The sequence below is a fragment of the Winogradskyella aurantiaca genome (genome assembly GCF_003362725.1).
In the GTDB taxonomy this organism is placed as follows: domain Bacteria; phylum Bacteroidota; class Bacteroidia; order Flavobacteriales; family Flavobacteriaceae; genus Winogradskyella_A; species Winogradskyella_A aurantiaca.
Map to the genome: position 1 here is coordinate 1 of NZ_QKTV01000006.1, position 12,811 is coordinate 12,811.

General features: G+C 38.1%; 12 protein-coding genes. 2 read left to right on the forward strand and 10 right to left on the reverse strand.

Going from position 1 to position 12,811, the window contains the following annotated elements; translation table 11 throughout:
- Nucleotides 1-2,238: choice-of-anchor L domain-containing protein (locus DN064_RS10570; protein ID WP_115462628.1), on the reverse strand; the 2,238-nt coding region annotated here is incomplete at its 3' end.
- Between the two features lie 93 nt (nucleotides 2,239-2,331).
- Between DN064_RS10570 and DN064_RS10575 the strand changes: the two genes are divergently transcribed.
- Nucleotides 2,332-3,234 carry a NifU family protein gene (locus DN064_RS10575; protein WP_115462810.1) on the forward strand — a complete coding sequence of 301 codons (903 nt, stop codon included), beginning with the start codon at nucleotides 2,332-2,334 and terminating at the stop codon, nucleotides 3,232-3,234.
- Nucleotides 3,235-3,250: 16 nt separating this feature from the next.
- Nucleotides 3,251-4,063 (forward strand): mechanosensitive ion channel family protein, encoded by an 813-nt coding sequence (locus DN064_RS10580; RefSeq protein WP_115462629.1) that lies wholly within the window; start codon nucleotides 3,251-3,253, stop codon nucleotides 4,061-4,063.
- Here the strand turns inward: DN064_RS10580 and tsaB are convergent.
- From tsaB to DN064_RS10625, 9 genes are all read right to left on the reverse strand, one after another.
- Nucleotides 4,060-4,743, reverse strand: coding sequence for a tRNA (adenosine(37)-N6)-threonylcarbamoyltransferase complex dimerization subunit type 1 TsaB (gene tsaB, locus DN064_RS10585; protein ID WP_115462630.1), 684 nt, complete (start codon nucleotides 4,741-4,743; stop codon nucleotides 4,060-4,062). The two genes, DN064_RS10580 and tsaB, sit on opposite strands and share 4 nt — an antisense overlap.
- An 8-nt stretch (nucleotides 4,744-4,751) precedes the next feature.
- Nucleotides 4,752-6,056: an efflux RND transporter periplasmic adaptor subunit gene (locus tag DN064_RS10590; RefSeq protein ID WP_115462631.1), complete on the reverse strand. Its 1,305-nt coding sequence runs from the start codon at nucleotides 6,054-6,056 to the stop codon at nucleotides 4,752-4,754.
- A gap of 2 nt (nucleotides 6,057-6,058) precedes the next feature.
- On the reverse strand, nucleotides 6,059-7,498 hold the full coding sequence (locus DN064_RS10595; RefSeq protein ID WP_115462632.1) for a TolC family protein: 1,440 nt from the start codon (nucleotides 7,496-7,498) through the stop codon (nucleotides 6,059-6,061).
- A 51-nt stretch (nucleotides 7,499-7,549) separates the two neighbouring features.
- Nucleotides 7,550-8,710: an efflux RND transporter periplasmic adaptor subunit gene (locus DN064_RS10600; protein ID WP_115462633.1), complete on the reverse strand. Its 1,161-nt coding sequence runs from the start codon at nucleotides 8,708-8,710 to the stop codon at nucleotides 7,550-7,552.
- A gap of 17 nt (nucleotides 8,711-8,727) precedes the next feature.
- Nucleotides 8,728-9,987 (reverse strand): ABC transporter permease, encoded by a 1,260-nt coding sequence (locus DN064_RS10605; protein WP_115462634.1) that lies wholly within the window; start codon nucleotides 9,985-9,987, stop codon nucleotides 8,728-8,730.
- Between the two features lie 2 nt (nucleotides 9,988-9,989).
- Nucleotides 9,990-11,234, reverse strand: coding sequence for an ABC transporter permease (locus tag DN064_RS10610; RefSeq protein ID WP_115462635.1), 1,245 nt, complete (start codon nucleotides 11,232-11,234; stop codon nucleotides 9,990-9,992).
- Nucleotides 11,227-11,928, reverse strand: a complete 702-nt coding sequence (locus tag DN064_RS10615; protein WP_115462636.1) for an ABC transporter ATP-binding protein — start codon at nucleotides 11,926-11,928, stop codon at nucleotides 11,227-11,229. Before DN064_RS10615 ends, DN064_RS10610 begins: the two co-directional genes overlap by 8 nt.
- Before the next feature lie 146 nt (nucleotides 11,929-12,074).
- Nucleotides 12,075-12,290 carry a hypothetical protein gene (locus DN064_RS10620; protein WP_115462637.1) on the reverse strand — a complete coding sequence of 72 codons (216 nt, stop codon included), beginning with the start codon at nucleotides 12,288-12,290 and terminating at the stop codon, nucleotides 12,075-12,077.
- Nucleotides 12,291-12,294: 4 nt separating this feature from the next.
- A complete protein-coding gene (locus DN064_RS10625; RefSeq protein WP_115462638.1) occupies nucleotides 12,295-12,810 on the reverse strand; it encodes a DUF420 domain-containing protein in 516 nt (171 codons plus the stop codon).
- Nucleotide 12,811 lies beyond the last annotated feature (1 nt).

Consider the following 12,811-nt stretch of genomic DNA (forward strand, 5'->3'; position numbering starts at 1 on the left):
ATAATCCGTAGGGTCAAGACCCCCTAATACCACTGGGTCCATTACCGTTAAATCAAACTCTACAAAACCATTAGTGTCATCCCCATCCAAACTATTGTCGCACTGGGCAAATACACCAGGGGTGGCGGTGACCTCTGTAAATACCTCAAGAGTGAAATCCTCTAATACAAAGCAAATTCCAGAATCAGTATCAACAATTCTTACATGAATCACCTCGCCATTGGCTCCATCATAACTACTTGAATTGGTTATGGGATTGAGCCCATCACGGGCCTCATTTAAGGAGTTGTGATAAGTCACTAAAAAATCAGCAGGATCCTGCCCTCCTAACACTAGTGATGTATTGGATTCGAGATTAAAAACTGCTGTTACACCGGTACTACAATTACTTAAATCCTGAGGTTCACCCTCAACAACAGGACTTTCTCTAAACTCTACAACTATAGAATCAGTCGTAGTACAACCTCCACCAAAATCAACATCAACACTGTAGGTCCCGGCTTCTACAACGGTTAGGGTCGACCCAGTTTCCCCTGGAATTTCAACCCCATCTTTAAACCACACATGTGTGGCGCCAGGGGCTCTAGTATCAAGTTCCACATCGTTACCGCCACAACGGGCATTACCATTGGCAATGGTGATGTCATCTCCAAGATCACCCCCTAAATTAAAACTACCCGCTTCAATAAACACGGCAGAATCAAAGGCCTGATCAGACAAACCATCCAATCCCAAATCACTCACAACCAATTTGATTTCATAGGTTACTCCTGGAGTCACTGGTGAGCTTGCTGTCAGCACTTTGGTTCTCCCATTAAAATTAGTATCTGTTACTGTTCCTGGGGCACCCCCAATGGAAATATTGGAATTATAACCTTCGAAAAACTCTGGGTTATTAGCACAAGTCGGATTGTTGTTAATATTAGGTATCGTGATTTCGTCTCCATTGGGTAAGACCGCTAGATTCGTGTACGATGTACTCCCTAATCGACGAAGTAGGAAAGCAAACCCATCAGAATAATCACATTCAAAATTTGTTCCTGTCCCTGAATACTCCTCAGAAGCCATGATAAATCGGAAGCTTATGGACTCTGCTGTTGGGGTGAAATTAAATTTTATGAAGGTCCCATCTCTACTGTTTACAACACCTAAAGCGTCCTCCAAATCAATATCTCCAGGAATACCCAAAGGACGTGACATAGTTAAATTGGGTGATGACGCGTTACCAGCTTCGGAAACCCAGCCAGTACTTAAAACAATTCCTTCTTCAAATGGAAAGTCAGACGCCCCTCCTCTGGTAAAATATCCATAGCTCTTTTCAACTAAGTTATCCGAAGTGCCATTAAATGCATACTCAAAATTATCGACCTCAGCGCAACCACCAGTAACTAGAACTTGACTTATCAATTCTTCTGGAGTAAAAGACGATTCTGGAAATGCCGGGCTATTAGCAGTGATTATTGAATCTTCAACTATAACGGTAATAGAAACACTTTCACTACAGCCTATTGGATTACTATCTGTAACTGTAAGTATCACATTATAAGAGCCCCCATTATTAAACTGATGCCCAGTAATTTGACCAAATCCCGTATTACCGTCCCCCCAGTCCCAGGTATAAATAGCCCCAGCAGAGGACTCCGAGAAATTCGCTGTGGCATTAAAATCTACGAAGGTACCTGCAGAAACTACAATAATACCTTCGGCATTAGCAGAAGGATTGGTACTGTCAATAATAGGCTCTATATCCTGACAGTTGGGTGTACATTCCAATTGAGCCTCCCAACCAATAGTCTCAGCAGATGGTGAGGATGAAAAATGCAAGGTCAAGCAGCCCGTAGCATTATTCCCAATGACTAGAACTGGACTACTGTTTCCACTGTATTCACCAACTAAAGGAGCCGATGTACTGTCGCCATCATATATTTTTAATACATCCTGTCCCTCTTGAGTACTAAATTCTGTAAAATCAAGTACTATTAATTCATCCGCCACGTCAGGGCAAATAGTCATCGTAAAATCCTCACCTGGAGCATAATCATTGGCCGCTCCGCCCGAATCTGTGAATGTTCTGGGACCACAAGTGTTAAACATACCATTTTGCATTGGCAATTCTTGTGCTAAAAGACTTAGGCCCGCAACAAAGGCAAGTAATATTAAGGCTAAATTCTTGTTCATCATTGTACCCAGAAGCTCATAAACTGATACTTTTCTGGGGTCGGCGCGAAAATTACACAATTTATGTGATTTGACCTCTTAAAGTTCCTACAATTCTTATGCATTGGAACGGCATTAAAGTGGACATATTTTGTAATTTTGCAAAAAAAAGAAATGGCTATTTCCCTAGAAATAAAAGAAACTTCCAGTCCTACTATATTAAAATTTGAAGCTGACAGCTTTCTTACCAAGCATAGTAGTTTCGAATTCAATAATATTGATGAAGCTGAAAAATCACCTCTTGCACAGCAACTTTTCCATTTACCCTTTGTTAAGAAAGTGTACATAGCTTCGAATTTTGTGGCTATAGAACGTTTTAATATCGTGGAATGGGCAGATGTTCAAGAAGAGGTTAGAACCGTTTTAGAAACTTATATCAATGGAGACCAACCCATTTTCATTGTCGAGGAAGAAACAGAGTCTAGATCTCCAATTACTATTTACGCCGAGAGCACACCTAACCCAGCAGTTTTAAAATTTGTATGCAATAAAGCTTTAACGGCAAAAGTCCTTGAATTTAATTCTATAGACGAAGCTAAGCCATCACCTTTGGCGATTGCGTTGTTCCAATTTCCGTTCATAAAAAGTGTTTTCATTGACCGAAATTATGTGTCGCTTACCAAATACGATATTGCCGAATGGGATGATATCACCTTGGAACTGCGCACTTTTTTAAAAACCTATTTGGAAGAGGACAAACCAGTTCTAGACGAAAGCATCAGTATGCAAAAAGTAAAGGTAGAATCTGAAAAGGAAACGAACTTTGAGAAACTTGATGATATCTCAAAGCAAATAGTCAATATCCTAGAAGAGTATGTGAGACCTGCCGTAGCAAGCGACGGTGGAAACATAGAGTTTAAGTCGTTTGATGAGTCTTCCAAAAAAGTTGAAGTAATTCTTCAAGGTGCATGCAGCGGATGCCCGTCCTCCACATTTACCCTTAAAAATGGCATTGAAAACATGCTCAAACAAATGCTTAACGACGAGCAGATTTACGTAGAAGCTATTAATCAATAATCAAAATAATCTAATTATGAACTTACAAGAATGGTTAACCAAAGGCTACGACCTGGTGTTGGACTACACGCCAAAATTAATTGCTGCGATTCTAATCTGGATCGTTGGATCCTGGCTAATTAAAATGATCCTGAAAGGGATTAAAAAGGCTATGAAAAAACGAGATTATGATGAGAGTTTGCAGAAATTCTTAGCAGATCTTATTGGTTGGGGCTTAAAAATACTTTTAATAGTTATTGTTTTAAGTACAGTTGGTATTGAAACAACTTCTTTTGCCGCTATATTGGCAGCAGCAGGTTTGGCAGTTGGTTTGGCTCTTCAAGGATCGCTTTCTAATTTTGCTGGTGGGGTTTTAATAATGATTTTTAAGCCCTTTAAAATTGGTGATCTGATAGAAGCTCAGGGAGAAATTGGGGCCGTTGCAGAAATTTCAATTTTTACTACAAAACTAACTGGACTATCCAACAAAGAAATTATCATTCCAAACGGAATTTTATCAAACGGCAACATTGTCAATTACACGTCCCTAGGTACCAGAAGAGTAGATTTGGTTATTGGTGTGAGTTATGATTCTGACATTAAACAAACCAAGTCTGTATTGATGGATATCCTTGAAAAGCATGATTTGATTTTAAGTGATCCGGAACCAAGCGTTACGGTCTTAGAACTAGCTGATAGCTCTGTTAATTTTGCAGTTCGCCCATGGTGTAAGTCAGAAGACTACTGGACTGTCTATTTTGATGTCATGGAGGAAACTAAGGAACAACTAGATGCAGCTGGAATTGAAATTCCATATCCACATCAGGTAGAAATACGGAAGAATGCCTAAAACAAGGGTTTTGGCTTAATGGCTATAAAATCCTTAAGGTAATAAGGTTCAAAATAAGCGACGTCCTCAACGTCGCTTTTTTTGTATTTCATCTCGGAAATCTGTGCCATCTCTTTGGCAGATGGTAAAGCTTCCACATACCTTACCCCTGTCTTATGGTCAACCAATACGGCTTTAGTTTTTTGAACAGAGTTACCTATAAACACTATTTCTGAACCACCTTCAATATAAGCATCATAAATGTTTGGCTCTAAAATCTCAGCCTTGACATCTCTCTCGAGTTCATAGTTAGCCCCAAAAACTGCAGCATATACTTCCATTCTTCTGGCATCGAGCATAGAAATAATCTTACCATCTTTAATGGCTATCTGTCTTGCTAGAGCTTCTAAAGTTTCGGTGGCTATTAGCGGTTTATCCAAGGCATAACATAGCCCCTTCGCTGCTGAAACACCTATTCTTAATCCGGTATACGAACCAGGACCTTTACTAACTGCTATAGCATCGAGAGAATTGGGTTCAACATTGGTTTCATTAAAAACGTCTTTAATAAATCCGTGAAGTTTTTCACCGTGAGAATATCCTTCTTCAGCGGTTTCTTTAAGAAACAAAACTTCCCCACCTTTTGCCAGGGATACTGAACAATTGGTAGTGGAAGTTTCTATATTAAGAATCAAGGCCATTATTGGCTTTATTCGGTAGATTCTGAAGTCTCTTCAGTTGTTTTTTTGTCCGCACCTTCAACTTCAACAGCATCACCAGATTTCAGTGTTTTAGATACAACGTTATAAGGACCTGTAATGATTTCATCACCTTCTTCAAGTCCTTCTGTCACCTCTATGTTAGTGTCATCCTGAATTCCAGTTTTAACCACTTTTAATTTGGCCTTACCGTTATCATTTACAAAAACACATTCAAACTTTTCTTCAGAAAATGAGGAACTTGCTGCACCCTTGGTTTTATTTGTTTTCTTAACTGTAGAGGTATCGGTCTTAATTACAATAGCACTAATTGGAGCAGACACTGCATTTGGTCTTCGTTCAGTTATAATATCAACTGTTGCCGTCATTCCAGGTCTAAATGGTGAATACGAATCTGGCTTCCCTTCTGTTAAATCACTGTAAGACTCATCAAGAATACGCACTTTTACCTTAAAGTTGGTCACCTGATCTGCCGCTAGATTTGATGCCGCAGAATTAGCTATCTCGGTAACAATACCACTAAATTCCTTTTTTAAATATGCATCAACTTCAACAATAGCAGTATCACCAATCTCCACCTTTACAATATCATTCTCATTAACATCAACCTCAACCTCCATATTACTTAGATTAGCAACTCTCAAGATCTCAGTTCCCGCCATTTGGGCTGTTCCAACAACACGCTCTCCAAGTTCTGCTTGAAGAAGTGAAATAGTACCATCCATAGGTGCATAAATGGTTGTACGCATGAGATTATCACGTGACTCGTTAACAGTGGCTGCCGCACTCTTTACGCTATAATAGGCGGAGTTTCGTGAAGCAACTGCAGTTTCATAATTAGCAATAGACTGATCCCAATCTGCACGAGAAATTACTCCTTTTTCAAAAAGGTTCTCATTTCGCTCGTAATTAGCCTTCGCTTGCTTTAAATTGGCTTCTGCCTGTTCTAGCCCAGCTTGTGCATTTTGATAGGCTGCTTCAGCTCGGTTAAGACCAGATTCAATTAAGTCTGGGTTGATCTTTACTAAAAGATCTCCTTTTTTAACTTGATTCCCTTCTCTGATAGGCAATTCGATGATCTCTCCTGAAACTTCAGATGAAATACTCACCTCTACTTCAGGATAAATCTTTCCAGTCGCTGAAACAGTTTCGATAATTTCTTTTAGTTGAACTTTTTCGGTAGCTACGGTCTTAAAGTTTCCTTTTTTACCAAACCATCCCATCTTACTTCCTGCAATAAGAAGTATGACTACTACTGCAACTAGTGCTAGAATTATCTTTAAATTTTTACTCATGATTAGAACTTTAGTTCAACAGCTGGTATTCCAAAATACAACTCCAACACTTTTAATTTAAAAATGTAGTCGTACTTTGCTCGGTTGGCTGTTATTATTGCTGCGTCTAAATTAAACTTAGACTGACTATATTCAAAAGAATTTATGATACCTACATTGTAGCGCTCCTCTGCATAATTAAAGGCTAATTGTTGTGATTCTAAAGCAGATAAAGCCGCATCATAGGATTTAAGTGCCCCCTCAGCATCAACAAAAGCTTGGTATACAGTAGATTCCAAATCCAACTCCGTCTGATCCAATTGGTTTTGGGTTCTCTCTAAATTAATTTTATTCCTTATCACATTAGACCTTGAAGATAGTCCATTTAGAATAGGGATACTTAGACTTAGTCCATATGAAATACCATCGTTTCTCCATAACTGCTCAAAGTAAGGTAGGGCTGGTTCCTCTACAAAAAACGTATTAGGCACATCAGCGACAACAGCTTCCCCTGTACTTTCTACACGACCAATCTGTTCTGTAACAATTGGATTATCTGGGTCTACTCTTAAATCAAAACTAGTTGTGCTTGTAAATCTAGTGTTGTAACCAAAGAATGCTGTAAGCCTTGGATAGTATGACGATCTCGCTATTTGAAGATCTTTCATCGCTAATTCCACATTCTGTTGGGCTATTTTAACTTCACTTCTAACCTCTTTTGCGGCGTCAATAATTTCATCAACAGATTTACCTGCTATGTCTTCATTAACCAAATTGTATCCTTCTTCTTGTATGTCGAAGTTTTCATAATCTTTGATTAATAATAACTGAGCTAAACTTATTAATGAGATCCTAATACTATTCTCAGCAGTTACAATTGTTTGCTGTTCATTAGCATCAGTAGCTTTAATTTCAAGTAAGTCACCTTCGGGTAATACCCCAGCATTCACTAATTCCTGGGTTCGTTCTATTTGCTCCTTAGTAACCTCGTTTTGACGCATAAGGGATTTTAAATTTTCTTTATCGAGTATAGCCCTTAAATAACTATTAGCTACCAAAAGCGAAATATCGTCCTTCATTTTAGCGAGGCGGTACTGGGCTGCCAACTCTGATATTTCAGCACGTTGTGAAGCTCTAATGTTTCGCAAACCGTCAAACAAAGTATATCCGGCATTTATCCCTGGAGTTGAAGATAGAAATGTTGTAGTCTCCGCTCTATTGGTCGTTGGATTAAAGTTAAGACCCGAACTCTCAACAACATTTGTAGAAGCATTTAATGAAGGCAACCAGTTTCCAATAGATTCTAATTTTTCTGCATCAACTGCCTGTAAATCTAACTCACTTTGCTTAATATCTATATTGTTCTCTAAAGCGTATTCAACGCATTCTTTAAGAGTCCATTTTCTTTGTGCTTGCGTAATTCCTACAGTCAAAAGAATTACTATTAAGATTGATTTTTTCATAATGTTGCTTATATGTCTATTGACATGTAAAAGTGTTACAGAAATATTTAATTATCCTCTGGAGAATTGAGGAGGTCCTTGAACTTGATTCCAAACTTTGATTTTGTCGTCCTTAGTAATACCACTTTTAACCTCAACATAAATGCCGTTACTAACTCCTAATTCAACATCGCGTTTTTCATATTTCTGATCTGAAATCTCAATTTCAACAAAAGGCTTTTTAGTTTCAGGGTCATATTGAACCAAGGCCTCCTTGATTGCTAAAACTTCTTCAGCCTTTTCTAAAATAATTGAAGCATTTGCACTTAGTCCTGCTCTTATAAAGGTGGAATCTATTTGTTTAAGTGTTCCTTTGATCTCGAATTGAATAGCACCATTTTCCTCAACTCCCTTTGGTGCGATATAATCTAATACCGCCTCAAACTTTTGGTTTTCTATAGCACCTACTGTTATTTCCAATGGTAGACCTTCCTTGATCTTACCTACTTCACTTTCATCAACTTTACCTTCGAAGATCATCTTCTTAATATCTGCTAGAGAAGCAATAGAGGTTCCTTCATTAAAGTTATTCGCCTCGATCACCTGATTACCTGCCTTAACTGGTACATCTAGAACCATTCCTGAAACAGTTGCTCTTACCTGAGTCTGCGCAATATTACCAAGCCCCTGAGTTGTACCAGTTTTGATAATATCATAGTTCTGCTTAGACTGTGTTAAATTGATTCGCGCCTGCTCCACACTTTGTTTGGCCTGTAAATAAGTATTGTTAATACCATCAAAATCATTTGCTGAAATAACACCCTTATCAAACAGTGATTTCTGTCGGTCATAAATAGCCTTCTGCGTCTTGTAATTAATTTCAGCTGTTTGAAGGGCTGTCTCGTTTAAAGCAATGGAATTTTGGGCACTTGCTAAAGAGGATACGTTTGGAATAACGCGAATTTTAGCAATTAAGTCCCCAGCTTGCACATACTCGCCAGCCTCAATATATACCTCTTCAATAACTCCCGAAATATTGGGTTTAATTAAAACCTCTTCCTCAGGGACAATACTTCCTGTTGCGACAGTATTAACTACAATAGTTTCATTACTAGGTCCATCAGTTGTATACTTAATTGGATCTTCTTGATTCTTTTGCCATAAGTAACCAAGGGCTACTACAAATACAACAACAATTGTTATAAGTATGATGACAGTTTTTGTTCTTTTCATTTTATGATGATGATTAATTATTCTATTCTTAAAGCGTCAACAGGTTTCATTTTTGTAGCACTATTTGCCGGTATCATCCCTGCTAATAATCCGGATACGACTAGTATAAATAGCGCTGTGAAAACAACTTGCATTCCAACACTTGGGTTCGCAAAATTCTCAACAGGCCCAACATTATCTAATACAGCATTCATAATCCAAATCATAAATGCTGCAAACGATATTCCAACCATCCCAGAAAGAATTGTTAGAATTAAACTTTCTTGTAAAATCTGACCTTTTATAGTCCAAGGTGACGCTCCTAAAGCTCGTCTTACCCCTATTTCCTTTGTACGTTCTTTAACCACAATTAGCATAATATTGGATATTCCTATAATGCCTGACATTAACACAAGAGCACCGACGAAGTAACCCACAATGGTAAGGATGGCAAAAAGACCACTCACTCGTTCAAATTGCTCAGACAAGTCAAAATGCCCAATGGCTCTATCATCTTCTGGGTGAATTTTATGTCTGGATTTCATTAAGTCAAATACTTGCTGCTTAATGCTGGTAATAGGAATACCGTCAACCGCTGTTATAGCCATCCAACCAACACGGTCACCGCGATTAAATGCCTGACCAAATGTTGTAAATGGAATGTAAATTGTACTAGCATCTTGTTCCCCATCTCCTTGACTATTACTCATCTTGAAGGTTCCCACCACTTTAAAGTTGACGCCGTTAATCTTAATGTAAGTTCCTATAATTTCCTCTCCAACGTCATATAACCCTTTGACGACTCCAGTGCCAATTACACATATTTTCCGTTTGGCTTCAATATCTGAGTAACTCAAAAAGCGTCCTGAGAGAATATCCATGGGTTGCTGTTTGATGTATTCAGGGTAATCTCCGTAAATCTCAAAAGCACCAGTCTTTGTCCCTCTAATAACATTATTTGCCCCTCGGAATCCACCTAATTGGTTTCGGGGGGACACATATTTTATATTTGGGATTTCAGCTTTAATGGCTGCTACGTCATCTATCTTATAATTGAAATATCTATTCTTAGGAAGTCCCTTGTATGGCTTGGATGTACCTTGTGTCCACATGAACATTGAATTGGTGGCAAAGTCTCCAAAATCTGCAGTTACACCATTCTTAAGCCCATTAGTAAGGGCCAATAGCAATACCAAAATTGTTATACCCCAAAAGACACCAAAAGCAGTTAAGAAGGTTCTTATCTTATTAGCATTCAGCGCTTCTAGTATTTCTGACCATCGATCTTTGTTAAACATAACTATTCGTCTCTTAAGGCTACTATAGGTTTAATTTTAGCTGCTCTGTATGCTGGTATAAATCCGGCTAAAGCACCTGCAAATACAAGAATGAACACTGTAGTTAGTGCAATGTTAAAGTTTACCTGTGGGTATTTTAAAAAGTCACTTTCAATTTGTGGCCCAACTAATTCAAGTAGTCCTAAACCAAATACTAAACCAAAAAGACCAGCAAACATTGTAACAAAAATGGCCTCCTGTAAAATCATACCAATAATTGAGTTGGGTTGCGCTCCTAAGGCCTTTCTAATGCCAATCTCCTTCGTGCGTTCTTTTACAATAATGATCATAATATTACCCACACCGACCACTCCTGCAACTATAGTTCCAATTCCGATGAACCAAAAGACTGCCTGAATGGTGGCAATTAAGGAATATATTTTTCTTGCCTCATCCAGCCTATTAAATACACGTACTGCACTCTGATCATCAGGCGCTACAGTATGAATAGTTTTAAGTTCATTCTCAATAGCCAAAGCCATTTGATTACTTAATTGGGTAGCTTCTTCAAAATTATCGGACATCTTAATTGTAAAGAGCATGTTTCTAATGTCCTGGCCAGCACCAAAGACTTTTTGGGAAGTAGACACAGGAATATAGGCTTGTTGTTCTTCACGTTCTCCTCCTGGGTCTGTAAAAACTCCAACCACCTTAAAATTGACACCAAAAATGGAAATAATTTTATCTAAGGGGTCTTCATTCTTAAATAAATCAAGTTTCAATCGCTGTCCTATAACAGCAACCTTACGACTTTCCTCTAAATCAGGTTCGTTTAAGAATCTACCTGAAACTAATGATGCGTTCTCAATAAATTGCTGACCTGGCATCACACCTCTCACTCTGTAATTAACAGATTCATTATTGTAGGTGATTTGAGCACCCCAAATTGAATAAATTGAAGACTTATGATCAATGTTGTCCTTATATTTTTCAGAAATCAAATCGAAATTGTCATTCTTCATTTGGACATATCGCCCTGGGTTCAATCCCTTATAACCTTTAGTAGTTACCCCTGTCCAAACCGTGATAAGATTAGTAGCATCACCTTCAAACTCGGAACGAACACCATTTTCTAGACCTTTACTGAATCCTAGTAGGATTACTAGAATAAAAATACCGGATGCCACAGAAAGACCAGTTAAAAAGGTTCTTAACTTATTCTTACGAAGAGTTTCAAATATTTCTTGCCAACGCTCAACGTTAAACATACTGCGTAGCTCTTACCTGTTCTACTTTACTATCATCAATAATGACACCATCCTTAAGATTGACAATTCTCTTTGTCATCTGGGCGATATCATGCTCATGCGTTACCACCAAAATGGTTTTACCCTCATCATTAATCCCTTGAATAAGCTCCATAACCTCATAAGATGTTTTTGTGTCTAGGGCTCCTGTTGGTTCATCGGCCAATAACACCTTCGGGTCACTCGCCAAAGCTCGTGCTATAGCTACCCTCTGTTTCTGACCACCCGATAATTCACTCGGAAGATGGTGCGACCATTCTGCCAGGCCCACTTTCTCAAGATAATGCTCGGCCTTGGACAAACGTTCTTTTCTAGAAATACCCTGATAATACAATGGTAAAGCAACGTTATCGAGAGCAGATTTATAGTTAATGAGGTTAAAAGACTGGAAGATGAATCCTAAGAATTCATTGCGGTAACGTGCTGCAATCTTTTCATTTAAGTTCTTTATCTGAACACCATCTAACACATAACTTCCGGTGTCAGCTTCATCCAGCATTCCCAAAATATTTAAAAGTGTAGATTTACCAGATCCTGATGATCCCATGATGGAGACTAATTCCCCCTCATTAACATTGAAATTTATCCCTTTTAACACATGAAGTGAGTTCGTGCCCATGTGATAGGATTTGTGTAGATCCTTGATTGTAATCATTTGATTGATGGTTTTCGGGTGCAATGTTAAGAATTCGAACAGGTATTGATTGCCAACAAACTGTTAAGAGTTCTTACCCAACACATCATTAAGACTTCATAATGAGGAAATTGTTACAATAAAAAAGATTAAAAAAATCTTAATATTTAAGACCTCTTAAATTTTCTGTAAATAATGTACCCTAATCCCCCGACAAGTATGTATGGGATGGCCATTAGGTAAACGATGCCATTATTAATTCCTTCAGCCGTAGATTGATCTGCTTCACTTTCCAAAACAGCCCTACACATGGCACATTGGGACTCAACTGTTAGAGTGGAAACTACGAAGAGAATTAGTATGATTAGAATTCGTTTCAGCATCTTATTAGTAATAAGGTGAAATCATAACATAAACAAGGACACCAGTCACTGCCACATACAACCAGAGCGGAAAAGTGATTTTTGCAATTTTCTTATGCCTTTCAATATTATTGGTGATGGCTCTAACATAGGTTATCAAAACAAATGGAATAACACCTATTGATAATAAAATATGACTAACGAGAATTGGATAATATACATAACCATAATCTCCTTCATAAGAGGTTGAATCGCTGGTCATATGATACAGTACATACATGACTAAAAATAATACTGAAAGTATTATTGCAACTTTCATCAGACGCTCATGCACTTTTACTTTTCCCTGTTTGATCATTACAACTGCAGCAATCAAAACTACTGCTGTTAATGCATTAGTAGTCGCATAAATTGGCGGTAAAAAAACGGGTACAGTTATATCCAGTTTCACCCCAAACAAAACTGCTACAACCAAAGGGATGGCAATGGACAGTACCACTATCCATTTATTATACTTTTTTTCAGCTGAAATCTTCGTCATT